We start from the raw sequence: 25,120 nt of genomic DNA, 5'->3' as shown, positions 1-25,120 counted from the left end.
GCAGGCCTTCACAGCGGGCCGAAGCGGTAGCCGAAGCCCCGCAGGGTCTGGATGTACCGGGGTTCGCCGGGGGTGTCCTCGATCTTGTTCCGCAGCCGGCGGACGCAGGCGTCCACGAGCCGGGCGTCCCCGTGGTAGCTGTGCTCCCAGACGTGTTCGAGGAGCTGCTGCCGGCTGAAGACCTGTTCGGGGGCGGCCGTGAGGTGCAGGAGCAGCTTCAGCTCGGAGGGGGCGAGGGCGACGCGCTCTCCCGCCTTGGCGACGGTCAGGCCCGCCCGGTCGATGGCGAGCTCGCCGTGGAACTCGACGGCGGACCGGCCGGTGCCGGGCTCCTCGATGCGCCGCAGCACGGCCCGGATCCGGGCCTCGATGACCTCGGTGCGGGCGGGCTTGACGATGTAGTCGTCGGCCCCGGCCTCCAGGCCTATGACGACGTCGAAGTCGTCGCCCCGCGCGGTGAGCATGATGATCGGCAGCTGGCTGTTCTCCCGGACCCGGCGGCAGACCTGGACGCCGTTCATGCCGGGCAGCATCAGGTCGAGGAGCAGCAGGTCGGGCCGGAACTCCCCGAGCGCGGCGAGGCCCGCCTCGCCGGTGGGGGCGGTGCGCACGTCGTGCCCGCGGCGGCGGAGGCCGAGCTCGACGCCTTCGCGGACGGAGGGGTCGTCTTCTATCAGGAGCACGCGCGGCATGTGTGGAGTATCCCAAGGTCGGTACGGGCGCCCACGCGGGGCGGGGGGTCAGGCTCTGCGGAAGCGGTTCGCGCCGGAGGCGAGGAGGGCCTGGACCTCCGCGAGGCGGAGGGGGCGGGACAGCAGGGCGAAGACGGCCAGGATCGTCGCGGCGCCGGCCAGGCCCGCCACCACCGGGCCCGCCACGCCCGCCGCGTCCGCGACGAACAGCCCGTACCCGGCGGCCGGTACCGCGGCGACGAGGAGCCGCGCCAGCGCGGAGAAGGCCCCGCCGGACACACCGCCCGCCGCCGCGCCGGACCCGTCCCCCTCCGCCGCGCCGGACGCGCCGCCGCCCGCTGCCCCGCCCAGTCGTCGCCGCAGGGCGTACGCCGTGACCGCCCAGCCCGCCCACAGCGCCAGCGAGTACGCCGCGGCCATGCCGGTGACGGCCCAGCGGGTCGGGAGAACCCGGTACGCGGCGAACGACAGGCCCGCGTTCAGGGCGGCGATGACCAGGTTCAGGAGGAACGGGGTGCGGGTGTCGCGCAGGGCGTAGAAGGCCCGGGTGCACACGTACTGGCCGGAGAGGGCGACCAGGCCGGGCGCGAAGGCCATCAGGGTCCAGGACATCGCGCGGATGTCGTCGCCGGTGGTCGCCCCGTACCGGAAGACGACCGTCATCAGCGGGACGGCGAGCGCGAGGAGCGCGCAGGCGGCCGGGACGACCGCCGCCGCGCTGGTCCGCAGGGCGTACGAGACGTCCCGCCGGACCCGCGCGAGGTCGCCGTCGGCCGCGGCGCCGCTCATGCGGGGCAGCAGCGCGGTGACGAGAGAGACGGTGATGATGCCGTGCGGGACGGTCCAGAGGAGGTACGCGTTGTTGTACGCGGCGAGGCCGCCGCCGCTGACCGACGCGCCCGCGGAGGTGGCGAGCCAGGTCGTCAACCAGTACGCGCCCTGGTTGGTGAGGACGAGCAGCACCAGCCAGCCGGCCGAGCGCAGCGGGGCGGCGAGGCCGCTGCCGCGCCAGTCGAAGCGGGGCCGCCAGCGGAAGCCGGCGGCGCGCAGCGAGGGCAGCAGGGCGAGGGTCTGGACGGCGATGCCGGCGGTGGTGCCCCAGCCGAGGAGGGCGGTCTCCCCGGGGGTGAGTTCCCCGCCGTCGCTGACGGCGAGGAAGAGTCCGAAGACGGCGACGGCGACGACGTTGTTGAGGACGGGGGCCCACATCATGGCGCCGAACCGGCCCCGGGCGTTGAGGACCTGTCCGAGCAGGGTGAAGAGTCCGAGGAAGAGGATCTGCGGCAGGCACGCGCGCGCGAAGGCGACGGTCATGTCCCGCTGTCCGCCCACGTAGTCGGTGTACGTGTCGACGATCAGCGGGGCGGCGAGGACCGCGACCGCGGTGAGCGCGGTCAGGGCGAGCGCGCAGAGGGTGAGGAGGCGGTCGGTGTAGGCGACGCCGCCGTCCTCGTGCTCCTTGGCGGCCTTGACCAGTTCGGGGACGAAGACGGCGTTGAGGGCGCCGCCGAGGAGGAGCATGTAGACGATGGTGGGGACGGTGTTGCCGACCGCGTACCCGTCGGCGACGTAGCCCGCGCCGAGTGCGGCGGCGACGACGGAGGCCCGTACGAAGCCGGTGGCGCGGGAGACGAGCGAGCCGGCGGCCATGAGGGCGCCGCTGCGGAGGGCGGAAGGTTTCTTCCGCTCCGCGGGCGCGACGAGCGTGGCCGTCATCGACGGGCCAGATAGGCCTGGAAGGCGCGGTACAGCGCCCCGTTGGTCGTTCCCTGCATCGGTGTCTCCCACTCCCCCAGCGTCTCGACGACCTGTCCGCCCGTGCCGAGCTTCCAGCGGAGGAGCCCGTGGGAACGGTCGTCCGGATCGAGGGTGGAGGGTACCCCGCGCAGGTCGTAGACGGCGGCGCCGAGGGCGTGGGCGTCGAGCATCATGCGCCACTGGAGGGCGTTGGAGGGCCGGACCTCGCGGCGGTGGTCGGCCGAGGCGCCGGTCTGGTACCAGACGCGGCCGCCGACCGTGACCATGGTGTGCGCGGCGAGGATCTCGCCCTCGTGGCGGGCGAGGTAGAGCTTCATGCGGCCGGGCTGCTCGGCGTTGAGGACCGCGTACTGGCGCTCGTAGTAGGCGAGGGAGCGGCCGAGGCGGAAGCCGTCGCGCTCCTCGGTGATGCGCAGCAGCCGGTAGAACTCGGGCAGGTCGGCGGCGGAGCCGACGACGACCTCGACGCCGGACTTCCGCGCCTTGCGGACGTTGCGCCGCCACTCCTGGTTGAGGCCGGTCCACAGGTCGTCGGTGCTGCGGCCGGTGAGCGGGACCTGGAAGACGTGCCGGGGCTGGGCGTCGGCTCCGTCCTCGGAGTCGCCGCCGCACTTGCGCCAGCCGCGGGCGCGGAGCCGTTCGGCGACGGCGGTGCCCAGCGGGTCGACCTCGTCGGCGAGGACGTCGGAGAGCCGGCGGCCGGGCCCGGTGCCGGCCTTGACGGTGGCGGCGTTCCACCGGCGGTAGGCGGGCCCGGGTCCCATCCGGACGGCGAAGGCGCCGAGGGAGCGCAGGTGCCCGAGGAGCGGGGAGAGCCAGCTGTCGAGGTCGGGGTCGGCCCAGTCGGCGACGGGCCCTTCGGGCAGGTAGGCGAAGTACTTGCGGGTGCCGGGGAAGGGCCTCAGGAGGACGAGCGCGACGCCCGAGAGTTCCGCGCCCTCCCGCCCCCAGCCGATGAGCTGGTGGCTCCAGCCGTCCTTCACCTGCGCCCAGGAGGGGAGTTGGAGGAAGCTCGGCCCGTCCGCGCCGGTGCGGGAGCCGAGGAACGCGCGGTACGCCTCGGGGGTCACGGGCCCGAGCCTGACCGGTCCTGCGGGGGCGCGGCGGTCGGTGGGTGCGGCCGTCACGAGCAGCGCTGACACAACGGGAGCCTCCTTGTTCCGCCCCTCGGTGGTGGGGCGCACAGCAGGCTCACAGCCGAATGCGACGGGTGCGCGCGGTGATTGTGACCGGACGATGACCGTTCCGCCGCAGCCCTCGTCACAGAGGCGTACGGCGCCCCACGGGGGTTCGGAAGCGTCCTACAGTCCAGGACATCCCACCCGAACCCTCACCACGCGGAGGTCTTCCGTGCTGCCGATACGCACATCCCGTCCCGCCCTGGCCGCCATCGCGCTGACCGTGTCCCTCACCGCCTGCACCGCCCAGGCCGCGGACGGGAAGCCGTCCGGGGCGGGGGCCGGGGAGGCCGCGGCGCCCCCGGCGAAGGTGACGGTCATGAAGAAGGCGGCCGGCAGCCCGGTGATCGTGACCGCGTCCGGCGGCACGCTCACGGCGGTACGGGTCGCCGACGCCGACGGCGGTGACCTGAAGGGCCGTACGGGCGCGGGCGGCACGAGCTGGACCTCGGACCGCAAGGCGGCGCCGGGCACCTCCTACACGGTCGAGGTGACGTCCCGTACCGCCGACGGCAAGGAGTCGACCACCCGGTCGTCCTTCGCCACCCCGGCCCCCGACAAGGTCAACAAGGTGACCCTGGCCCCCGGCAAGAACACCACGGTCGGCATCGCCCACCCCCTCTCCATCGTCTTCGACCTGCCGGTGACGAAGAAGGCGGACGTGGAGAGGCAGTTGAAGGTGACCACCTCGAACGGCACCGAGGGTTCCTGGGGCTGGGTCAAGGACTACTCGGGCCGGGACAGGGCGGACTGGCGGCCCCGGGAGTACTGGAAGCCGGGCACGAAGGTCACCCTCGAAGCGGACCTCGACGGCACGGACTCGGGCGGCGGCTGGTTCGTACGGGACTACCGCACCGGCTTCACCGTCGGCACGGCGCAGATCGTGAAGGTCGACCTCGACTCCCACCAGCTGACCCTGCGGCGGGACGGGCGGACGGTCCGCACGATCCCCGTCTCCGGCGGCACCCCCGGCGGCGACAAGCGGTCCTGGCGGGGCACGGCCGTCCTGATGGCGAAGGAGGGCACCATCAACATGAACTCCGAGACCGTCGGGCTCGGCGACGCGTACAACAAGGACGTCGACTACTCGATGCGGCTCACCTGGTCGGGCATGTACGCGCACGCGGCCCCGTGGAACGCGGCCTACTTCGGCAAGGCCAACCACAGTTCCGGCTGCATCGGCATGAGCGACGAGAACGCCGCCTCCTTCTACGCCTCGGTGAACGTCGGCGACCCCTTCGAGATCAAGGGCCGCGAGACGAAGGGCACGGTCGCCGAGGGCAACGGCTACGGGGCGTGGAACCTGAGCTGGGAGCAGTGGAAGGCGAAGAGCGCGCTGGGCTGAGTCCAGGTCCACAGCAAGCCTCCACCCCGTGGGTGGTTTACGTGGTTCACGCCGCCGGTCCGCGACTCGCTGGCTGCGCTCGGTGACGCAGCAGGTGGAAACGCCATGCGCGTCGCAGGCCGGAGGCACCACACGGCCAACGTCCAGCAAATCGTCCTCAGCTCTTGCCCTGGTATTGCGGCCGGGAGCTCCGCCGCCAACACGAGGCACGCGGACTCACCCAGCAGCAACTCGGCGACATCACCTTCTGCATGGGCTCCCTGGTCGGCCAGATCGAGACTGCGAAGAAGTACAGCTGCCGTTCTGGTTCCGGCCATACACGGATTTCGTGGACGGCGTCCGCCAACACCGCGCCCAAGTTCGTTGTCAGTGGTGCCCCCTACGATTGTTCTTGTAGCTGATCCAGATGTTCGAGTGCGACGACCAGGGGGTTACACGATGGGGATGTCACCCGTGACGGCGGCGCAGGTCCGCGCGCCGGAGCCGACGATCGCGCCGATCACCTCGCTTGCCTCGCGGGTACTGACCGGTGACATCGTTTTACCGAAGTTCCAGCGGGCGTTCGTCTGGACGCCGCAGCAGGTCCTGTTCCTGCTCGACTCGGTACGCCGGAACTACCCCATCGGCAGCCTCCTCATGTGGCGCACCACGGCCAAGCTGGCCAGCGGCCACGAGATCGCGGGCCTGGACACCGTCCCCCAGCACGAGGGCGCGCCGGTTCACTACGTACTCGACGGCCAGCAGCGCCTCGCCAGCTTGGTGGGCGCGCTGCACGGCTCGGGACCGGTGTGGGAGATCGCGTACGACCTTGAGCGCGAGGAGTTCCTTCACCTCACAGAGGAGGCTCCGACCGGGCCTCACATCATGCCCGTGCGTCACCTCACCTCGGTCGGCGCGATGATGTCGTGGATCCTGCAGGACAATCCGAACGAGGAACTCCAGCGTCGGGCCCAGGCCCTGAGCGAGCAGTTCTCGCACTACCAGGTACCGATCGTGACTCTCCTCGATGTCTCCGAGGAGGACTCGGCCCGGATCTTCGAGCGGATCAACAGCACCGGAACCTCCATGGACATCGTGGACCTGATCCGGGCCGGCACCTGGTCCAAGGACTTCGACCTCAAGGACGAGATCGAGCAGCTGCTCCAGGTCCTCGACGCCAAGAAGTACGGCCGGGTGGACGCGAAGACGATGCTGCGGACGATCTCGGCGGCAGCCGGGTTCGGTTTCTCGACGAAGTCCATCCACGAGTTGCGCGGCCTGAACAGGCAACAGCTCCATGCCGCCGTCGAGGAGGCGGGCAAGGCCGCCGCGCGGGCCGTGGACTTCCTCTCCACCCAGATCGGCACACCCCAGGCCGAAGCGCTGCCCTACTACAACCAGTTCGCGGTGCTGGTCGAGACGTTCAGGCAGCTGCCCAAGCCGTCGGCCGCGCAGTACGACGCTGTGGCACGGTGGTTCTGGCTGACGGCAAGCGGCGAGTACTTCAAGGGCTGGCGGGAGTCCCAGATGGGGCCCGACCTGGCGGCGGTCACGGAGTTCGCGGCGGGCCGCTCGACGGAGATCGAGACGGGGGCGGCGCTCCCGCGCAGCGTGCTGTGGCAGCGCGCGCAGTTCTCCCGGCAGAACGCGCCGAGCAAGCTCCTGGTCCTGCTCATGTCGTACGAGAAGCCCCTCGACCTGAACACGGGCCGACACATCGACGTGGCGGACGCGCTGTCCTGGCAGAACAGCAAACAATTCCACCACTTCTTCCCTCGCGCGTACCTCAAGAGCCAGGGGGTGAGTGCGGCAAAGGCGAACGTCTGCGGCAATCTCATCATGCTCAGCGCCATCACCAACAACTGGATCTCCGACCGTCGACCTTCCGCCTACCTGAAGGACCTGGCCCACTGGCATGGGGAAGACAAGCTGCGCGCTCGGCTGCGCACCTGCTTCATCGAAGAGGACGCGTACCAGGCGGCGTTGCGGGACGACTACGACGGGTTCCTGCGGGCGCGCTCGGAGACTCTGCACCGACGATTGATGGAGCTCATCGGCTCGGCGGCCGGGAGCAGCGACGGTGGAGTCTTGTCCGTCCCGACTCCCCGGGCAGAACCCGACCCGGCCGAGGCCACCGACTCCGAGCCGCTTGACCGCGACTCGGTGGACTGACGGGGAGGGCGGGGCCGTGCGCATGCGAGACGTACCAGTCCGGGACCGTCCACGTGAGCGGCTCTTGGCACAGGGCTCCGAAGCCTTGTCCGACCGCGAGCTACTGGCGCTGTTGCTGGGAGCCGGGGTTCCTGGCCAGGACGCGGTGGAACTCGCGGGGCAGTTGATCGCTCGGCACGGTGGGCTGCACGAGCTGTCCCGGCTCCCCGCGCATGAGCTGGCGACGGGCCTGGCCGGCATCGGCCCGGCAAAGGCGGCACGGGTCGCGGCGGCGTTCCAGCTGGGCAGGCGGGTTGCCTCCCCCTCCCCGTCGCCCCGCCCGCGAGTCCACGGCTCGGCCGACCTCGCGACGATCGCCGCGCCGCTGCTGCGTGGCCTGCGCCATGAGCGCGTGGTCGTGGTCGTCTGCGACGGGGCGGGGGCAGTTCTCCGTACGACCGCCCTGACCGAGGGCGCCTCGGACCACAGCCTACTTCCGGTCCGCGACGTGCTGTCCCTCACTCTCGCATCGGGCGGCGCGTCATTCGGCGTGGCCCACAACCACCCCACGGGCCGCCTCGCCCCAAGCGAGGCCGACCGCCGCGCGACGACCCGCTTGGCGGGCGGGGCGGCGGCGGTCGGCTTGCGCTTCTTGGACCATGTGGTGGTCACGGATGGGGGGTGGAGGCGGGTGTCGCCCGAGTGAGGCGGGGCTAGGTTACAACCTCCCGGAGAAGGCAGCATCGAGAACTGCTGGACGCAATGCGGCCAAGAGCTCATCCCGATGCCGCTGTCGAGCAGCGAGCGCAGTTACGCGCTGGCTGAAGGCTGTGATGTCAGCGATGGCCCGCTCGTGGTGCTGTGGCGGAATGGCCGGGAGTTCCATGGCCATCAGCAGGCCAGACCGGAGCCGTGGAAGCTGAAGATTGTGCGTCGCTTCCAGAACCCTGTCCAGAATCGACTTGCTGCGTAGCCCTGCAGCAATCAGCTCTGCTGGCATAACTCCATTAGGGCGCAGCACGTACTGTTCCACGCTGCACAGTCCGTGCTGGTCCGCGAGCCACACCTTGTTCAGGTAGGGACGCAAGTACCCATAGAGGACGTCCCCTGGAGCGAACCTGAACTTTCGCCCCTTCTCGTCGCCAAGAGGACGGGACCCAATTCTCTCTCCAAAGTGAGGGGCAATGTGCTCCAGCCCTACGAATTCCTTGGCCTCGCCACTGTCATCGCCAGGATGGACGATGTCGTTCACCGAAACACACACCTGGTCCACGCGCACCGTCCCCTCTGCCCAACGGCTCAAGACTCGCTCCAGGCCAGAGACAGCCAATTGACGAACAGAATCCCGCTGGGGAACACTCCCCGTGGTGTGCGTATGGGCCGCCATGAGCGCATCGATTTTGTCGGCGACGCGACGCTGCTCCATCACGTCAGGCAACGGCACCACGATGCTCTCAAACGCCTTCATGCTTAGAGTTCGATTTCTATCCACCGAACCGGGCGACGCCTGACCAATCTGAGCCAGTCCGCGAGCACTGAGAAAGTAGTAGCGCAGATAGCGAACGTCTACCCCGTCGCCCTTGGGGACGTAGAACAGGAAACGACTGGACGCGACGGCTCCCACATCTTCTTGCGACGTGACTGCGATAGCACCCTCCCAAGCCTTGATGTTACTCAATGCCAATGCATTCTCATCGAATGAGAAGTGACGCAACTTAGTAAGATCACTCCCCTTCGCCGGCGCATATCGAATGACACCCTTACCGAAGGAGCGCATACCAAGAGCGACGTACTCCTTATCGGGATCAATCTCAACGGGGGCCCTTGACAGGCGCAGAACGTCACCCATCCGAACGCCACGAGTGGAAGCAGTCATCGCTTCTCCCCCAGCCCCTCGCGCAGCTCCTTCAAGAGCCCCAGAATCTCCTCCTCCGCCTTGACCAGCTCGTCCACCAGTTCCTCTGGCGTCCGGTGGGCCAAGTCGTCACCCACATGCGGATTGGCGATATCGAGGTTGAAGCCCGAGGCGATGATGTCCGACGCGGGGACGACCCACGCCTGTTCGCCCGTCTCGCGGCCCTCGCGCTCCTTGCCGCCCCACCACTCCACACACGGCTCGAACTCCTCGATCCGCATGGGCTTCGTCTTGGTGTAGCCCCGGCGGCCTTCCGGCAGCGGGATCTCGTAGAACCAGACATCCTGCGTCGGCCCGGTCTTCTCGAAGAAGAGGATGTTGGACGGGATCTGGGTGTAGGGCGCGAAGACGCCCTGCGGGAGGCGGACGATCGTGTGAAGGTTGCAATCCTTCATCAGCTTCTTCTTGATCTTCGCGCCGAGGGAGTTCTCCCCCGACGCGAACAGACTGCCGTTCGGCAGAACGATCGCGCACCGACCGCCGAGCTTGAGCTGGTCGAGGATCGAGTAGAGGAACAGCCAGGCCGTCTCCTGTGTCCGGAAGCCGTCCGGGAACGCCTTGACGACGGTCACCTCCTCCTCGCCTCCGAAGGGCGGGTTGGTGAGAACCACGTTCACCTTGTCGGCGGCGTTGGAGTTCCGCATCTCCAGGAGTGCGTTGGCGCGCCGGAGATGCGGCGCGTCGACTCCGTGCAGGAGCAGGTTCATCGAGGCCAGCAGGTACGGCAGCGGTTTCTTCTCGATGCCCTGGATGTCCGCGTGCAGTCGCCTTCGCTGCGTGTCCGTCTTGACGCGGTCCTTCAGCTCTTCGTATGCCTGGACCAGGAAGCCGCCCGTGCCGCACGCCGGGTCGAGGATCGACTCGTCGAGTTCGAGGAAGGACTGCTGAACCATGAAGCGGTTGACCGGGCGCGGGGTGTAGAACTCGCCCGAGTCGCCGGCCGCGTCGCGCATCTCCTTGAGGATCGACTCGTAGACGAATGCCATCGTGTGGATGTCGTCCGTCGAGACGAAGTGGATCTGGTTGACGATGTCGACTAGCTCTCGCAGCAGCGTGCCCGACTGCATGCGGTTGACGACGTCCTTGAAGATGGTCGAGATGACGTTGCGCGGGTCCTCCGCGTCCTCGCCGACCAGCCCGGCGAGATGCGGGATCAGCTTCTCGTTGACGAACGACTTCAGTTCGTCGCCGCTGAAGTCCCGGTCGGTGGCCCAGTCCTCCCAGCGGAACGGAGCCTCGATCGCCCGCCGGTACCCGTCCGGGTCCAGTGCCTCGCCCTCCTCTTCGACGCGCTCGTCGAACGCCTTAAGGAAGAGCAGCCAGGACAACTGCGGCAACCTGTCGAGGTCGCCGTTCATCCCGGCGTCCTTGCGCATCGTGTCGCGCGCGGACTTGATCAGAGACGCGAGGCGTGTCCGCGAGGGGGCAGGAGACTCCTCAGCCGTCTTCTTCTTGGTCGCTGCCATGTCAGCTCAGCCGGTCTTTCTGTTCGGTTCGAGAAGAGATACGCGTTTCGTCAGCAAGCGCCGTAGCCCACAGGCCGCGCGCCAAGGCAAGTGCCGCGTCGAGCGTCGGCGGGATCTCCGTGGTCAGCTCCTCCGCCAGCTCCGGATAGGTTTCACGCCACCGCGGCGGCGGATCTGGGAGTTCGTCCGGAACGGGGTGCGTGGCACGCGACGCGAAAACGTGCCGTACGACGTCCACGAGCTCCGCGTCGCCTGTCAGGCCGTCCTCGGCTAGCAGCACGAAATCCACCAGATCCTTGACCCGGGTATTGGGGCGATCACCGTAGTCACGGGTGAAGGCGTGCAGTTTCTCCGCGAAGTGCTGCCTACGATCGACAGCCTCTATCGCGCGCTGCGGAGTTCCCGCGAAATCAAGCGTGTTGGGGAGCAGGAGGCGCTCTGTCCGGGCAATCTCCTCGCTCCGGTCCACCACGTCCACCCGGACACCGGCGAACAACTTGCCCGCCAGGTGGGCCTCGACGGAGAACCGCCAGCCGCCCCTCCCGGCCTTGTCCGCCTTCAGCGCCCCGGACGCACCGACACGGAAGTGGAACCCGTCGCCGTCCAGGTCGACTGCCAGTGCGTCGATGAGCAGTTCGCGCACCTCGCCGCCCCGTGCTTCCGAGCCGTCCTCGGGCCGCAGCGCCAGGTCCAGATCCTTGGTGGTACGGGCGCGCCCGGTGAGGCGGAACTCCATCACCGCTCCGCCCTTGAGGACCCAGCCGCCAGCCGTGTCCTCCGCAAGGCGGGCCGCCATGCGGTCAAAGACAACAAGACGGCGGCGGCGGGCCAGATCGGAGCCGGACTGGTCTGCGTCCTGCTTCAGCCGAGCCTCCAGCGCTCGACGCAGGGCAGCGGCATCACCGTAGCGGCCGGTCACGACATCACCCCGAGCGCTCGCTCCACGCCCAGCTCCGCACGCGGTCCGAGGAGCTGGGCTGCGTGCAGCAGCTTCCGGCGGGTCACGACGCCCCGTTCCAACGCTTCCGCGACCGCGCTGTCGAGCGCGTCTTGGTCGTCGTCTTCCGCAGCGCACTCCACAAGGGCGCGCAGCGGGGTCGTCACCCGATAGCCCATACGTTCCTCCACATCCGACTCCGCGAGTTCCGCGCGATGGAGGATCACCGCGTCCGACTTCTGCCGGAAGTCGCGGGGCACGGTGAGGTGGATACGGGACGGGTTGGCCGTTCCGAGATCATGTGCAGCGAGGGCGGTCGTGTGTGAGGCCACTGCCCGCCCCTTGCTCCACAGCGACCACCGCACCAGCTGCTCGTCCCCCTCACTGGGAAGGTCGGAGAACTCCCGGAAGCGGTACAGGGCGCGGTCGATCACGAGCCAGTTGCCGTGCTGGGCGTGATAGCGCTGAGCCTGGTACGAGTAGCCGGCGCCCCGCGCCTGCGCGGCGGTGAAGTAGCCGCGCTGCCCGGCGGCCATCCGCCAGAGAGCCGCGCGACTGTCTGTACGGTCTCTGAGCACGCCCTCACTCTAGCATCGCGCAGAACTCATAGCCCGCTTTAGTTTTGCGACAAGCGTTCGCGTAAAACTAAAGCGGGCTTACAGTTAGACAGCCGTCAGCAGGCGGGCTGCCAGCTGGTCGATGGCCTCATGCGCCTCCCGGGGCCCACCGAACCGCTTCGCCAGGTCCACCACCCGGCCCATCGAGTCGAAGGGCGGCACCTTCAGCGTGTCCATCTTCAGCTGCGGCGAGCCGGCCTCGGCGAACTTCACGAGCATCGCCTCCAGCACCTCGCGGGCCTGTGCCCCGAAGGAGTCCATGAACTCCTCGTGCTCCCGGCGGAACCATGTCAGCCTCTCATCCCGGCTCACCACACCGAGGCCCTCCCAGGCCACGCTGACCAGCAGGTCCACAGGGTCCACGTCGGGCTTCCCCAGTTCCTCGGGCAGATCTTCCACATCGATGTCGGCTTCCCGTAGCGCCTCCATGAGCACTGCACGGCTCTTCGCCTGCGCCCATCGCGTACGCAGCTGCGCGGGGTCCAGGTCCAGTTCGAGCACCTGGTTGTGCACCCACTGCTCGACGCTCACAAGCCGCATCGTCTGGCCGTCGTCAGCGAGCTGGTAACGCCGCTCGCCCAGCTTGTAGACGTCGACGCCGTTCACGTGATAGCGCCTGCCACGGGCTTGGATGCGGTCGATCTCGTCCTGGTCGGTGACCGTGTCGTCCCCGTCCGGGGCGAAGGAGCCGCCGTCCTGCTCCTCATACTCGGCCTGCGGCTCGGCGACCGCCTCACAGTCGTCGTCACCCGCATCCTCGGCGGGCGGGGTGATGTCCTCCACGTCGATCAGAGCACCCTGCTCGTCAGCCGTCTCCTGGAGGAGCCTCAGCGCCGGGCCGTCGAACGCCTTGTCCTCGAAGAGCCTGGTCGCCTCCACGAAGTCGATGATGTCGAAGGACTCCTTGCCGATCTCCGGACAGAGCCGGGTGCCGCGCCCGATGACCTGCTTGAACTCGGGCATGGAGGCCATCCGCCGAAACAGCACCACGTTCCGTACGGCAGGCAGGTCCACACCCGTCGACAAGAGCTTGGACGTCACCGCGATGACGGGCTGACTGGAGTCCGCCTTACGGAACTCCTCTAGATCCGCACCGGCGGTGGATACATCGGCGCTGGTGATCCGCTTGACGAAGTCCGGCAGCACCTTCACCTCCTCGGAGGCGATGTTGTGCAGGGCCGTACGCATCCGCCCGGCGTGGTCGTTGTTCTCACAGAAGACGAGCGTCTTACCCAGACGCCCGTCCTCCGCGTTCTTGCGGAGGTAGTCCATCAGGTACTGCGCGGCCGTCTCCGTCCGCTCCAGGATCACCATGACCCGCTCGAACTCCTTCGGCCCATAGAGGTCGTCGGGGATCTCTCGGTCGTAGATGTCCTTCTTGCCCGGCTCCGGGCGGTAGCCCTCCACGTCCACATTCAGGCGGACCCTGCGCACACGGTAGGGCGAGAGGAACCCGTCCTCGATCCCGTCCTTGAGCGAGTACGTATAGACAGGGTTGCCGAAGTACTCGAATGTGTCGGTCTTCTTGCTCCCGTCTCTCACCGGCGTCGCGGTCAGCCCGATCTGCACAGCCGGCGCAAAGTACTCCAGAACCTTGCGCCACCGCGAATCGCTGCTCGCGCTACCCCGGTGACACTCGTCGACGATGACGACGTCGAAGTAGTCCGGCTCGTACTCCCGGAACAGCTCCGCCTGCGCGTCGCCCTGTTCCAGGGACTGGTACAGGGCGAAGTAGATCTTCCTGCCGCGCTTGGCCTCGCCTCCACCGATCTTGTGGACGTCGTCCTCGCCGAAGACCGGGAGGAAGTAGCGGTCCTTAGGGTCGTCGACCAGCATGTTGCGGTCAGCGAGGTAAAGCACGCGCGGCTTGCGTCCGCCGAACGCCCCCGGCGCCTTGGAGAGCCGGGCAACCAGCTGAAGAGCGAGCATGGTCTTTCCCGTCCCAGTCGCCAACACGAGCAGGATGCGGCGCTCGTCTCGGGCGAGGGCGGCAAGCGCCCTGGTGATGGCGATGCGCTGGTAGTAGCGCGGCCGCTTCACCGTGTTGTCCGTGTTACGGAGGGTGTAGTCGTACGGCGCGGACATCAGCTCCTCACCAGCCTCGGTGCCGCGAACCCCCTGCTCACGCAGGAATCGCGCCCACAGCTCGTCGGGCGAGGGGAAGCGCTCGATGTGCCTGATGACCGGCTTCTCGGCGCTGAAGTCGATCTCCACGATTCCGCGCCCGTTGGTGGCGTATGCGAAGGACAGACCGAGCTTGCGCGCGTAGCGGCGCGCCTGCTCCACCCCGTTCTCCTCACTGAGCCGGAAGCGCTTGGCCTCCACTACGGCGATCGGGACATCAGGGATGTACTCCAGCACATAGTCGGCAACGAGAGCCGCCCCCCGCTTGTGTCGCCTACGGGTCGGCACAAGCCGACCGTCGTTGATCCGGTACTGCGGACGAATCTGCTTCTCGCCCCATCCCGCGGCCTGAAGAGCCGGAAGGACGAACCGCTTGCAGGTTTCGTCCTCGTTCATCTTGTACGCGTCAATCCCCATGAAGACAGGTGTACTTCATAGCTCTGACAATGGGGGCTGAACAGCGGGAACACCGTCAAGTCGAGGACCGCATCTCCCACACGAGGACCTCGGCGTCAGCAGTCGCAAGGAGCCCCAGGTCCTTCACCCCCGTGATCCTCGCCGCGTCGCCGGGACCCAGTTCCTCGGCTGCGAGCCGGACCCCGCCCCGTACCACGTGCACGTACGTGAAGTCGGCGGACGGGATCACGGCCCGCTTCTCCGCTTTCAGGCGGTGGACGTGCAGGCGGGCGTCCGCCGCCGGGAGGGCGTAGGTGTCGCCGAGGCCGCGCACCACCTCGTACGAGGGTTCCCCGCCCGGCGACAGGGGGGCCAGCCACATCTGGACGAAGACCAGCGGGGCGGGGCCGTCGTTGCGTTCGACGTGGCGGACGCCGCCCGCCGAGCCGAGGTGCTGGAGGTCGCCGGGGCGGACGACCGTCGTGTGCCCGGCCGAGTCGTGGTGGGTCAGCTCGCCCTCCACCACCCACGTCACGATCTCGGTGTGCGAGTGGGGGTGCTCGTCGAAGCCGGCGCCCGGCGCGAGCCGCTCCTCGTTGACGGCGAGGAGCGCGCCGAAGCGGAGGTTGTCGGGGTCGTAGTGCGGCCCGAAGGACAGGGCGTGCCGGGTCTCGATCCCGGCGGCCGGGTCGCCCCCGGGGTAGCGCTCGCCGGCGCGCTGGATGCGTATCACGGACGTACCGTAGCCCGGGGAAACGCCCCCGCCCCCGCATGCCCGCGTTCCGATAAGGCAGTCTTGTCCCGTGCCTGAACCCGTGAACGCCGCCCATCCGCACGCCGCGACCCTGAAGCGCCTCGAACAGTCGTCCGGGCGGCTCGCCGCCGGCGCCATCGCCCGCATGGACGAGACGCTCCCGTGGTACCGCGCGATGCCGCCCGAGAACCGGTCGTGGATCGGCCTGGTCGCCCAGGCCGGCATCGCCGCGTTCACCGAGTGGTTCCGGCACCCCGAGACCCCGCAGGCGATCTCGACGGACGTCTTCGGCACCGCTCCCCGCGAGCTGACCCGCGCGATCACCCTGCGCCAGACCGTGGAGATGGTCCGGACGACCATCGAGGTCATGGAGTCGGCGATCGACGAGGTCGCCGCCCCCGGCGACGAGTCCGTGCTCCGCGAGGCGCTCCTCGTCTACGCCCGGGAGATCGCCTTCGCCACCGCCCAGGTGTACGCGCAGGCCGCCGAGGCCCGCGGCGCCTGGGACGCGCGCCTGGAGTCGCTGGTGGTGAACGCCGTGCTCTCCGGCGAGGCCGACGAGGGCGCCGTCTCCCGCGCCGCCGCCCTCGGCTGGAACTCGCCCGAGCACGTGTGCGTCGTCCTCGGCACCGCCCCCGACGGCGACAGCGAGCTGACCGTGGAGGCGATCCGCCGGGCCGCCCGGCACGCCAAGCTCCAGGTCCTCACCGGCGTCCTCGGCACCCGGCTCGTCGTCATCGCCGGCGGCAACGACAATCCGCTGGCCGTCGCGAAGGCACTGATCGGGCCGTACGCCTCCGGGCCCGTCGTCGCCGGGCCCGTCGTCCCCGACCTGCTCGCCGCGACCCGCTCCGCACAGGCGGCGGCCGCCGGACTCAAGGCCTGCTCGGCGTGGCAGGACGCCCCGCGCCCGGTCCTGGCGGACGATCTCCTCCCGGAGCGCGCCATCGCCTCCGACCCTTCGGCGCGCGAGCAGCTGGTGGAGGAGATCTACAGACCGCTGGAGGAGGCGGGCTCCGCGCTGCTCGAAACTCTCAGTGTCTATCTGGAGCAGGCGAGCAGCCTGGAAGGCGCGGCCCGGATGCTCTTCGTCCACCCGAACACCGTGCGCTACCGGCTTCGACGTGTGACCGACGTCACCGGCTGGTCACCCTCCGATGTTCGCTCCGCGTTCACACTGCGGATCGCCCTCATCCTGGGACGCTTGGCCGACGGAGATCCGCAGTCCTAGACTTTTGTCGAACACCGACAATTCCCCCGACGGTTCTTCGTCCTTGTCCCCACGGGCGCTCGGAGCCGTCCCCAAGAGAGAGTGTGAGGGTGCTCGTACTCGTCGCTCCCGGCCAAGGCGCCCAGACGCCCGGCTTCCTGACCCCCTGGCTCGAACTCCCCGCCGCCGCCGACCGCCTCGCGGCCTGGTCCGACGCGATCGGGCTCGACCTCGTCCACTACGGCACGAAGGCGGACGCGGACGAGATCCGTGACACCGCCGTGGCTCAGCCCCTCCTCGTCGCCGCCGGCCTGCTGTCCGCGGCCGCGCTCGGCGACGTGACGCCCGGCGTCGTCGCCGGCCACAGCGTGGGCGAGTTCACCGCCGCCGCCTTCGCGGGCGTCCTCGAGGCCGAGGCCGCGCTGCGCCTCGTCCGCACCCGTGGGCTCGCGATGGCCGAGGCCGCCGCGATCACCGCGACGGGCATGTCGGCGCTGCTCGGCGGCGACCCCGAGGTCACCGTCCCGCACCTGGAGAAGCTCGGCCTGACCGCCGCCAACGTGAACGGCGCGGGCCAGATCGTGGCCGCCGGCACGCTGGAGCAGCTGGCCGCCCTGGAGGCGGACAAGCCCGAGGGCGTCCGCCGGGTCGTCCCGCTCAAGGTCGCCGGCGCCTTCCACACGCACCACATGGCCCCGGCCGTGGAGAAGCTGGCGGAGGCGGCGAAGGAGCTGTCCCCGGCCGCTCCGGCCACCCGCTACGTCTCCAACAAGGACGGGCAGGTCGTCACCGACGGCGCCGAGGTCGTGGCCCGCCTGGTCGGCCAGGTCGCGAACCCGGTCCGCTGGGACCTGTGCATGGAGACCTTCCAGGCGCTCGGCGCGACCGCGCTGATCGAGGTGTGCCCCGGCGGCACCCTGACCGGCATCGCCAAGCGGGCCCTGCCGGGCGTGGCCACCGTCGCGCTCAAGACTCCCGACGACCTCGATGCGGCCCGTACGCTCATCGCCGAGCACGCGGCCGTCTGACAAGGAGTGTCGAGAAACATGTCGAAGATCAAGCCCAGCAAGGGCGCCCCGTACGCGCGGATCCTCGGTGTCGGCGGCTACCGCCCCACCCGGGTCGTGCCGAACGAGGTGATCCTCGAGAAGATCGACTCGTCCGACGAGTGGATCCGCTCGCGCTCCGGCATCGCCACCCGGCACTGGGCCTCCCCGGAGGAGACCGTCACCGCCATGTCGGTGGCGGCCTCGGGCAAGGCCATCGCCGACGCCGGGATCAGCCCCGAGCAGATCGGTGCCGTGATCGTCTCCACGGTCTCGCACTTCAAGCAGACCCCGGCCGTCGCCACCGAGATCGCCGACAAGGTCGGCGCGGGCAAGCCGGCCGCGTTCGACATCTCCGCCGGCTGCGCGGGCTTCGGCTACGGCCTGACGCTCGCCAAGGGCATGATCGTCGAGGGTTCGGCGGAGTACGTCCTCGTCATCGGCGTCGAGCGGCTCAGCGACCTGACGGATCTGGAGGACCGCGCGACGGCCTTCCTCTTCGGCGACGGCGCCGGCGCCGTGGTCGTCGGCCCCTCGGACGAGCCGCACATCGGCCCCACCGTCTGGGGTTCCGAGGGCGACAAGTCCGAGACGATCAAGCAGACCGTGCCGTGGAACGAGTTCCACGCCGGTGACGCCTCGAACCTCCCGCTCAACGAGCAGGGCGAGGTCAAGTTCCCCGCCATCACGCAGGAGGGCCAGGCGGTCTTCCGCTGGGCCGTCTTCGAGATGGCGAAGGTCGCCCAGCAGGCGCTGGACCGCGCCGGCATCACGGCGGACGACCTGGACGTCTTCATCCCGCACCAGGCGAACATGCGGATCATCGACTCGATGGTGAAGACCCTCAAGCTGCCGGAGCACGTCACGGTCGCCCGCGACGTCGAGACCACCGGCAACACCTCGGCCGCCTCGATCCCGCTCGCGATGGAGCGGCTCCTGGCGACCGGGCAGGCGAAGAGCGGCGACACCGCGCTCGTCATCGGCTTCGGGGCGGGTCTCGTCTTCGCCGCGACGGTCGTTACCCTCCCCTAGGCACACCGGATTCCTCCGGAAGCCCCCTTTACCGAAGTAACCGCAAGAAGGAGCGCCACTATGGCTCACACCCAGGACGAGATCGTCAAGGGCCTCGCCGAGATCGTCAACGAGATCGCCGGCATCCCGGTCGAGGACGTCCAGCTGGACAAGTCCTTCACCGACGACCTGGACGTCGACTCGCTGTCCATGGTCGAGGTCGTCGTCGCCGCCGAAGAGCGCTTCGACGTCAAGATCCCGGACGAGGACGTCAAGAACCTCAAGACCGTGGGCGACGCTGCCGACTACATCCTGAAGCACCAGGACTGATTCGGTCCCCGCTGACTCGGTACGCCACCCGGCGGTGGCGCCGCATTCCGACCATCACACACATGGAGAACGAATTCCTGTGAGCTCGACCAATCGCACCGTGGTCGTCACCGGTATCGGCGCAACCACACCGCTGGGTGGCGACTCCGCGTCGACCTGGGAAGGTCTTCTCGCGGGGCGCTCCGGCGTCAAGCCCCTGGAGGGCGAGCGTTTCGCCGAACTGCCCGTCAAGATCGCGGCGCTCGCCGCGGTCGACCCCGGCGACGTCCTGCCCCGCCCGCTCGCCCGCAAGCTGGACCGCTCGGCGCAGTTCGCGCTGATCGCGGCCCGTGAGGCCTGGGCCGACGCGGGCTACACCGGCCCGGCCGGCGAGGACGAGACGATCGCGCCCGAGCGGCTCGGTTCCGTCATCGCCTCCGGCATCGGCGGTGTCACCACGCTGCTCGACCAGTACGACGTGCTCAAGGAGAAGGGCGTCCGCCGCGTCTCCCCGCACACCGTGCCCATGCTCATGCCCAACAGCCCCTCCGCGAACGTGGGCCTGGAGGTGAACGCCCGGGCGGGCGTCCACACCCCCGTCTCCGCGTGCGCGTCGGGTGCCGAGGCGATCGGCTACGCCGTCGAGATGATCCGTACCGGCCGTGCCGACGTGGTCGTCGCCGGTGGTACCGAGGCCGCGATCCACCCGCTGCCGATCGCCGCCTTCGCCAACATGATGGCGATGTCCAAGAGCAACGACGAGCCGACGAAGGCCTCGCGTCCCTACGACACCGGCCGCGACGGCTTCGTGCTCGGCGAGGGCGCGGGTGTCGTGATCCTGGAGTCCGAGGAGCACGCGAAGGCGCGCGGCGCCCGCATCTACTGCGAGGTGCTCGGCCAGGGCCTGTCGGCCGACAGCCACCACATCGCGCAGCCCGAGCCGACCGGCCGGGGCATCGCCGCCGCGATGCAGAACCTGCTGGACTCCACGGACCTCAAGCCCTCCGAGGTCGTCCACCTCAACGCGCACGCCACGTCGACGCCGCAGGGCGACGTCGCCGAGATCAAGGCCCTGCGCAAGGTCCTCGGCGACGACCTGGACCACGTCGCCATCTCCGCGACCAAGTCCATGACCGGTCACCTCCTCGGCGGCGCGGGCGGCATCGAGACCGTCGCGACGGTCCTCGCCCTCCACAACCGCCTGGCCCCGCCGACGATCAACGTCGACGACCTCGACCCCGACGTCGACGCCGACATCGTCCGCGACGAGCCCCGCGAACTCCCGCAGGGCACGATCGCCGCGATCAACAACTCGTTCGGCTTCGGCGGCCACAACGTGGTGCTGGCGTTCCGCACGGTCTGACGCCCATCTGAACGACGAGGCCCGCCCCCAGCACAGGGAGCGGGCCTTCGCCGTACCCGCCGGACGGAGTCCGGCACAGCGCCCCGAAGCCCGCGAAGCGGCGCGAGGGACGCACGAGGGAGAGGCCAACTCGTTCGGCTTCGGCGGCCACAACGTGGTGCTGGCCTTCCGCACGGTCTGACGCCCATCTGAACGACGAGGCCCGCCCCCAGCGCAGGGGACGGGCCTTCGCCGTACCCGCCGGACGGAGTCCGGCACAGCGCCCCGAAGCCCGCGAAGCGGCGCGAGGGACGCACGAGGGAAAGGCCAACTCGTTCGGCTTCGGCGGCCACAACGTGGTGCCGGCGTTCCGCACGGTCTGACGCCCATCTGAACGACGAGGCCCGCCCCCAGCACAGGGGACGGGCCTTCGCCGTACCCGCCGGACGGAGTCCGGCACAGCGCCCCGAAGCCCGCGAAGCGGCGCGAGGGACGCACGAGGGAGAGGTCAACGGCTTCGGCTTCGGCGGCCATGACGTGGTGCCGGCGTTTCGTACGGTCTGAGGGTCGTACGAAGAGCAAGGCCTGCTCCCGAAACGGGGGCGGGCCTTCGCCGTGTCTGGGGGGGGAGGCGTCAGACGACTTGGTGAAGCCAGCGGACGGGGGCGCCTTCGCCTGCGTAGCGGAAGGGTTCGAGTTCGTCGTCCCAGGGTTTGCCGAGGAGTTTGGCGATCTCGGCCTCGAGTTGGGTCTCGCCCTGGGCGGAGCGGGCGAGGGCGGCGCGGAGGCGGTCCTCGGGGATGAGGATGTCGCCGTGCATGCCGGTGACGGCGTGGAAGATGCCCAGGTCGGGGGTGGCGCTGTAGCGCTCGCCCTCGGCGGTGGGGCAGGGTTCCGCGGTGACCTCGAAGCGGAGCATCTGCCAGCCGCGGAGCGCGGAGGCGAGTCTGGAGGCGGTGCCGGTCTGGCCCTGCCAGGAGAGCTCGGCTCTCCAGGTGCCGGGGGACGCCGGCTGGCGGATCCAGTCGAGCTGGACCCTCGCACCGAGGACGCCCGCGACCGCCCATTCGACGTGCGGGCACAGCGCGCGCGGTGCGGAGTGTACGTACAGGACTCCACGTGTCGTCACCGGGACCTCCAGTGTGGGACGAGGTTCGCCTTGCCCAGCGGCCTCAGTAAACAGCATCAGGAGCAGAACATCGCAAACCCTCTGAAAGGGGACAGCTTGTGACGTGATGTAATTTACCGGAGCCGGTCGGCGAAGGCGCCTCTGGTTCGACGGGGGAAAAGCTACCGTGCCGCACCGTCATCGGGGTGACGTACGGTCGGTCCGGGGGCCGGGGAACACGAACCTTTCACCCGCCAGGACGCCGAAGGAGGGGGCCGGGGATGCGCGGCCGACGCCGATTCCGTACCGCTGTCGCCGCCGCGACGGCCGCGCTGCTGTGCGGCGGGGCGCTCTCCGGCTGTACGGCCGGGGACCGGAAGACGGCCCCTCCCGTCAGGACGTCCGCCCCGAAGCCGAAGCCGCTCTGGGACGTCTCCCCCGCCTCCGTCGCGGCCGTCGGCGACTCCGTGACCCGTGCCTTCGACGCCTGCTCGGTGCTCTCGGACTGCCCCGAGGTCTCGTGGGCGACCGGGACGGACGCCGCCGTGAACAGTCTGGCGCTGCGGCTGCTCGGCCCGGCGAAGGTGACCACCCACAGCTGGAACCTGGCCAGGACGGGCGCGCGGATGGCGGAGCTGCCCGCGCAGATGGCCGGGGCGGCCGCCGAGAAGCCCGAGCTCGTGACGGTGATGATGGGGGCCAACGACGCCTGCCGGGCCACCCCGGAGCAGATGACCCCGGTCGCCGATTTCCGCGCCTCCTTCGAGAAGGCCCTCGCCCGGCTGCGGGCGGGCGCACCGAAGGCGCAGGTGTACGTGGCGAGCGTGCCGGACCTGAAACACCTGTGGTCGACGGGGCGGGTGAGCCCGGTGGGGCGCCAGGTGTGGAAGCTGGGGATCTGCGGCGCGATGCTGGCGGACGCGGAGGACCTGGGCCCGGCGGCCGAGCGGCGGCGGGCTTCGGTGCGGGACCGGGTGGTGGCGTACAACGAAGTCCTGGAGCAGGTCTGCGCGAAGGACGCGCGCTGCCGGTACGACGGCGGGGCGGTCTTCGGGTTCCGCTTCGACGGCGGGCAGTTGAGCCCCTGGGACTGGTTCCATCCGAGCAGGGACGGGCAGGCGCGGCTCGCGGAGCTCGCGTACCGGCGGATCACGAAGGAGTGAGGGGCCCCGGGGCGGTCGTCAGGTCCGCCCCGGGGCCGGTCCGTCGAGAGGTCAGACCTCCACGGTGGCGGTCAGGCGCGCGTCCGTGAGGGAGTGCGCGGCGATGACCTCGTACGCGCCCGTGACCGGGGTCCAGCCGTGCTTCTCCTCGTCCCAGATCTCGAAGGCGCGTCGGGGCAGCGCGATCTCGGTCTCGACGGTCTCGCCGGGCGCGGCCTCGACGTTCGCGAAGCCGGCCAGCCAGCGGGCCGGGCGCTCCACGGTGTCGCTCACCGGCGCCAGGTAGATCTGGACGGTCTCGCGGCCGGGGCGGTCGCCGGTGTTGGTGATCCGGACGGTGACCGCGTCCGGGGCCGCGACCAGGGAGTCGTACGTCCAGGTCGTGTAGCCGAGGCCGTGGCCGAAGGGGTACGCGGGGACGGCGCCGGCCTTGTCCCAGGCGCGGTAGCCGATGAAGACGCCCTCGGTGTAGTGCAGTTCGCCGTCCGTCGGGGTGACCTCGGTGACGGGGGCGTCGGCGAGGGCGACGGGCCAGGTGGTGGGGAGGCGGCCGCCGGGCTCCTCGGCGCCGGTGAGGACGTCGGCGAGGGCGGCGCCGCCCTCCTGGCCGGGGAACCAGCTGAGCAGGACCGCGGCCACGTCCTCGCGCCAGGGCAGTTCGACCGGGGAGCCGGCGTTGACGACGACGACGGTGTTCGGGTTGGCGGCGGCGACGGCCCGTACGAGGTCGTCCTGGCGGCCGGGGAGAGCGAGGTCCTTGCGGTCGAAGCCCTCGGACTCGACGCGTTCGGTGGTGGCGACGACCACGACGGCGGTGTCGGCGGCACGGGCGGCCTCGACGGCCTCGGCGATCAGTTCGTCGGGGTCACGGCGGGGACCGAGGTGGACGAAGGAGAACATGACGGCCGGGAGCGGGGCCGCGAACTCCTTGTCGAGGGTGTGGAGCAGGGAGACCTCGACGGTCTCGCCCGCCGTGAGGGCGACCTTGGCGCGCTCGACCGGGGAGCCGAAGAAGGCCTCGAAGGGGTCGGTCTCGGGGCCCATGACCTGGACGCCGTCGAAGACGGTCGTGCCGGCGACGGCGAGGGTGAAGGCGCCGAGGCCGCGGGTGCCGAAGGCGTGCTCGCCGGTCTCGCGCGGGGTGAAGGTGCCGACGACCTCGATGGAGGCGAGGGCCTCGTGGGTGACGCCCTCGGGGAGGTCGTCGCCGATCCACTGGACCTGGCCGTTGGGCAGGGAGCCCTCGCCGATGACGTTCCCGGCGGCGTCGCGGCAGCGGGCGCGGAGGGTGAAGCCCTGATCGGCGGGGGCGAGTTCCTCGCTGGGGTCGGCGCCGATCGCGTAGCTCAGCGCGCCTTCGGGGAGGGCGGCGGTGAGGCCGTCGAGCGGGGAGACGACGTGGTCGGGGAAGACCTGGGCGGAGCCGCCGCCGAGGACGCGGGCGTCGCGGGCGGCGGCGCCGGAGAGGGCGACGGTGCCGGGCTTCAGGGGCAGGGCGCCGTTCTCGTTCCGTACGAGGACGAAGCCGCGGCGGGCGATCTCGCGGGCGAGGGCGTCGCCGTCGAGGGCGGCGGGGTGCTCGGTGACGACCGGCGGGGCGCCTTCGAGGGCGCCGACGCGGGCGGCGAGCCGCAGGACGTTGCGTACGGCCGTGTCGACGGTGGACTCCTCGACCTCGCCGGCGCGGACGGCGGCGGCGAGGGCCGGGCCGTAGACGGTGTCGGGGCCGGGCATGGCGACGTCGAGGCCGCCCTCGATGCCGGCCTTGGTGGAGCGGGCGGCCATCCAGTCGGAGACGTTGTAGCCGTCGAAGCCCCACTCGCCGCGCAGGATCTCGTTCACGAGCTGGTGGTGCTCGGTCATCGTCACGCCGTTGACCTGGTTGTAGGCGGTCATGATGCCCCAGGGGCGGGCGTTCTCGACGATGGCCTCGAAGGGGGCGAGGTAGAGCTCGCGGAGCGGGCGCGGGGCGATCCGGTTGTCGACGGTGAAGCGGTCGGTCTCGGCGTCGTTGGCGACGAAGTGCTTGACGGTGGTGCCGACTCCGCCGTCCTGGACGCCCTGGACGTAGCCGGTGCCGATGGCGCCGGTGAGGTGGGGGTCCTCGCTGTAGGCCTCGAAGTGGCGGCCGCCGAGGGGCGTGCGGTGCAGGTTGACCGTGGGCGCGAGGAGGACGTGGACGCCCTTGCGGCGGGCCTCCTGGGCGAGGAGGCGGCCGGCGCGGCGGGCGAGGGCGGGGTCCCAGGTGGCGGCGAGGGCGGTCGGGGACGGGAGCGCGACGGACGGGTCGTCGGCGGTCCAGCGGACGCCGCGGACGCCGATGGGGCCGTCCGACATGACCAGGGACTTCAGGCCGATCTCCGGCAGGGCGGGCAGGGACCACATGTCCTGGCCGGCGAGCAGCCGGGTCTTGGCGTCCAGGTCGAGCTTGCCGAGCGCTGCCTCGACGACGGCGTTCCTCACGGTCTCCGCGCTGGCGTCCGCCATGGCCGTACCTCCTCGTTGACGTACCGATGACCCCCGACGCGCCCATCGTGCACCCATCTACCTGTAGATCGGTAGGTGACGTCATCATTCTGTTATCTTCACGTCATGGGCAGGAGGTACCGTCCTGTCGGA

At 70.0% G+C, this 25,120-nt stretch carries 20 protein-coding genes and 1 pseudogene; 10 read left to right on the top strand and 11 right to left on the bottom strand.

Going from position 1 to position 25,120, the window contains the following annotated elements:
- Positions 1-8: 8 nt before the first annotated feature.
- From ACFYUS_RS35580 to ACFYUS_RS35570, 3 genes are read right to left on the bottom strand one after another with little or no spacing between them, the layout of a single operon-like run.
- Positions 9-692, bottom strand: coding sequence for a response regulator (locus tag ACFYUS_RS35580; protein ID WP_388861785.1), 684 nt, complete (start codon positions 690-692; stop codon positions 9-11).
- Positions 693-740: 48 nt separating this feature from the next.
- A complete protein-coding gene (murJ, locus tag ACFYUS_RS35575) occupies positions 741-2,408 on the bottom strand; it encodes a murein biosynthesis integral membrane protein MurJ (protein WP_388861783.1) in 1,668 nt (555 codons plus the stop codon).
- Positions 2,405-3,592, bottom strand: coding sequence for a lipid II:glycine glycyltransferase FemX (locus ACFYUS_RS35570; protein ID WP_388861781.1), 1,188 nt, complete (start codon positions 3,590-3,592; stop codon positions 2,405-2,407). The genes murJ and ACFYUS_RS35570 overlap by 4 nt, the downstream gene beginning before the upstream one ends.
- Before the next feature lie 208 nt (positions 3,593-3,800).
- Here ACFYUS_RS35570 and ACFYUS_RS35565 point away from each other — a divergent pair, with 208 nt between their 5' ends.
- The 4 genes and pseudogenes from ACFYUS_RS35565 (at position 3,801) to ACFYUS_RS35550 (ending at position 7,809) form a co-directional block, all read left to right on the top strand.
- Complete coding sequence (locus tag ACFYUS_RS35565; RefSeq protein ID WP_388861779.1) at positions 3,801-4,973, top strand: Ig-like domain-containing protein; 1,173 nt, start codon at positions 3,801-3,803, stop codon at positions 4,971-4,973.
- A gap of 164 nt (positions 4,974-5,137) precedes the next feature.
- Positions 5,138-5,284 (top strand): annotated as a pseudogene (locus ACFYUS_RS35560) (XRE family transcriptional regulator); the annotation flags it as partial.
- Between the two features lie 127 nt (positions 5,285-5,411).
- The gene (locus ACFYUS_RS35555; protein ID WP_388861777.1) at positions 5,412-7,124 is read left to right on the top strand and encodes a DUF262 domain-containing protein; all 1,713 of its coding nucleotides are present in this window, start codon (positions 5,412-5,414) and stop codon (positions 7,122-7,124) included.
- A gap of 22 nt (positions 7,125-7,146) precedes the next feature.
- On the top strand, positions 7,147-7,809 hold the full coding sequence (locus ACFYUS_RS35550) for a RadC family protein (RefSeq protein ID WP_388861880.1): 663 nt from the start codon (positions 7,147-7,149) through the stop codon (positions 7,807-7,809).
- A gap of 12 nt (positions 7,810-7,821) precedes the next feature.
- Here ACFYUS_RS35550 and ACFYUS_RS35545 read toward each other — a convergent pair whose 3' ends face one another.
- From ACFYUS_RS35545 to ACFYUS_RS35520, 6 genes are all read right to left on the bottom strand, one after another.
- On the bottom strand, positions 7,822-8,979 hold the full coding sequence (locus ACFYUS_RS35545) for a restriction endonuclease subunit S (protein WP_388861775.1): 1,158 nt from the start codon (positions 8,977-8,979) through the stop codon (positions 7,822-7,824).
- Complete coding sequence (locus ACFYUS_RS35540; RefSeq protein ID WP_388861773.1) at positions 8,976-10,484, bottom strand: N-6 DNA methylase; 1,509 nt, start codon at positions 10,482-10,484, stop codon at positions 8,976-8,978. Before ACFYUS_RS35540 ends, ACFYUS_RS35545 begins: the two co-directional genes overlap by 4 nt.
- 1 nt (position 10,485) lies before the next feature.
- Complete coding sequence (locus ACFYUS_RS35535) at positions 10,486-11,403, bottom strand: nucleotidyl transferase AbiEii/AbiGii toxin family protein (RefSeq protein ID WP_388861771.1); 918 nt, start codon at positions 11,401-11,403, stop codon at positions 10,486-10,488.
- Entirely contained in the window at positions 11,400-11,999 is a 600-nt protein-coding gene (locus tag ACFYUS_RS35530; protein WP_388861769.1) for a hypothetical protein, read from the bottom strand. The genes ACFYUS_RS35535 and ACFYUS_RS35530 overlap by 4 nt, the downstream gene beginning before the upstream one ends.
- Positions 12,000-12,083: 84 nt before the next feature.
- On the bottom strand, positions 12,084-14,579 hold the full coding sequence (gene hsdR, locus ACFYUS_RS35525; protein WP_388861767.1) for an EcoAI/FtnUII family type I restriction enzme subunit R: 2,496 nt from the start codon (positions 14,577-14,579) through the stop codon (positions 12,084-12,086).
- Positions 14,580-14,634: 55 nt separating this feature from the next.
- Positions 14,635-15,291: a pirin family protein gene (locus tag ACFYUS_RS35520; protein ID WP_388861766.1), complete on the bottom strand. Its 657-nt coding sequence runs from the start codon at positions 15,289-15,291 to the stop codon at positions 14,635-14,637.
- Positions 15,292-15,361: 70 nt separating this feature from the next.
- On the opposite strand from ACFYUS_RS35520, the gene fasR reads away from it, so the two are divergent.
- The 5 genes from fasR (at position 15,362) to fabF (ending at position 20,251) form a co-directional block, all read left to right on the top strand.
- Entirely contained in the window at positions 15,362-16,543 is a 1,182-nt protein-coding gene (gene fasR / locus ACFYUS_RS35515) for a fatty acid biosynthesis transcriptional regulator FasR (protein WP_388861764.1), read from the top strand.
- An 89-nt stretch (positions 16,544-16,632) separates the two neighbouring features.
- Positions 16,633-17,550 (top strand): ACP S-malonyltransferase, encoded by a 918-nt coding sequence (locus tag ACFYUS_RS35510; RefSeq protein WP_388861762.1) that lies wholly within the window; start codon positions 16,633-16,635, stop codon positions 17,548-17,550.
- Between the two features lie 18 nt (positions 17,551-17,568).
- The gene (locus ACFYUS_RS35505; protein WP_388861761.1) at positions 17,569-18,600 is read left to right on the top strand and encodes a ketoacyl-ACP synthase III; all 1,032 of its coding nucleotides are present in this window, start codon (positions 17,569-17,571) and stop codon (positions 18,598-18,600) included.
- Positions 18,601-18,660: 60 nt separating this feature from the next.
- On the top strand, positions 18,661-18,909 hold the full coding sequence (locus ACFYUS_RS35500; protein ID WP_344434842.1) for an acyl carrier protein: 249 nt from the start codon (positions 18,661-18,663) through the stop codon (positions 18,907-18,909).
- A gap of 79 nt (positions 18,910-18,988) precedes the next feature.
- The gene (gene fabF / locus ACFYUS_RS35495) at positions 18,989-20,251 is read left to right on the top strand and encodes a beta-ketoacyl-ACP synthase II (RefSeq protein ID WP_388861759.1); all 1,263 of its coding nucleotides are present in this window, start codon (positions 18,989-18,991) and stop codon (positions 20,249-20,251) included.
- Positions 20,252-20,864: 613 nt separating this feature from the next.
- On the opposite strand, the gene ACFYUS_RS35490 is transcribed toward fabF, so the two are convergent.
- Complete coding sequence (locus tag ACFYUS_RS35490; protein ID WP_388861757.1) at positions 20,865-21,359, bottom strand: DUF3145 domain-containing protein; 495 nt, start codon at positions 21,357-21,359, stop codon at positions 20,865-20,867.
- A 260-nt stretch (positions 21,360-21,619) separates the two neighbouring features.
- On the opposite strand from ACFYUS_RS35490, the gene ACFYUS_RS35485 reads away from it, so the two are divergent.
- Entirely contained in the window at positions 21,620-22,501 is an 882-nt protein-coding gene (locus ACFYUS_RS35485; protein WP_388861755.1) for an SGNH/GDSL hydrolase family protein, read from the top strand.
- Positions 22,502-22,552: 51 nt separating this feature from the next.
- Here the strand turns inward: ACFYUS_RS35485 and ACFYUS_RS35480 are convergent, their stop codons facing one another.
- Positions 22,553-24,988: a beta-glucosidase gene (locus ACFYUS_RS35480; protein ID WP_388861753.1), complete on the bottom strand. Its 2,436-nt coding sequence runs from the start codon at positions 24,986-24,988 to the stop codon at positions 22,553-22,555.
- Positions 24,989-25,120: the final 132 nt, after the last annotated feature.

Origin of the sequence: Streptomyces sp. NPDC004284 (assembly GCF_042874035.1) — a bacterium.
Lineage (GTDB): Bacteria > Actinomycetota > Actinomycetes > Streptomycetales > Streptomycetaceae > Streptomyces.
Note: the sequence above shows the minus strand (reverse complement) of the source record. Positions and strands in the feature narration are given on the sequence as shown.

What these genes read in the sequence shown, in the direction of transcription:
- ACFYUS_RS35580 (WP_388861785.1), bottom strand. Translation starts at nt 692, where the DNA reads ATGCCGCGCGTGCTCCTGATAGAAGACGACCCCTCCGTCCGCGAAGGC.
- murJ (WP_388861783.1), bottom strand. Translation starts at nt 2,408, where the DNA reads ATGACGGCCACGCTCGTCGCGCCCGCGGAGCGGAAGAAACCTTCCGCC.
- ACFYUS_RS35555 (WP_388861777.1), top strand. Translation starts at nt 5,412, where the DNA reads ATGGGGATGTCACCCGTGACGGCGGCGCAGGTCCGCGCGCCGGAGCCG.
- ACFYUS_RS35550 (WP_388861880.1), top strand. Translation starts at nt 7,147, where the DNA reads ATGCGAGACGTACCAGTCCGGGACCGTCCACGTGAGCGGCTCTTGGCA.
- ACFYUS_RS35545 (WP_388861775.1), bottom strand. Translation starts at nt 8,979, where the DNA reads ATGACTGCTTCCACTCGTGGCGTTCGGATGGGTGACGTTCTGCGCCTG.
- ACFYUS_RS35540 (WP_388861773.1), bottom strand. Translation starts at nt 10,484, where the DNA reads ATGGCAGCGACCAAGAAGAAGACGGCTGAGGAGTCTCCTGCCCCCTCG.
- hsdR (WP_388861767.1), bottom strand. Translation starts at nt 14,579, where the DNA reads ATGGGGATTGACGCGTACAAGATGAACGAGGACGAAACCTGCAAGCGG.
- ACFYUS_RS35505 (WP_388861761.1), top strand. Translation starts at nt 17,569, where the DNA reads ATGTCGAAGATCAAGCCCAGCAAGGGCGCCCCGTACGCGCGGATCCTC.
- ACFYUS_RS35500 (WP_344434842.1), top strand. Translation starts at nt 18,661, where the DNA reads ATGGCTCACACCCAGGACGAGATCGTCAAGGGCCTCGCCGAGATCGTC.
- ACFYUS_RS35485 (WP_388861755.1), top strand. Translation starts at nt 21,620, where the DNA reads ATGCGCGGCCGACGCCGATTCCGTACCGCTGTCGCCGCCGCGACGGCC.
- ACFYUS_RS35480 (WP_388861753.1), bottom strand. Translation starts at nt 24,988, where the DNA reads ATGGCGGACGCCAGCGCGGAGACCGTGAGGAACGCCGTCGTCGAGGCA.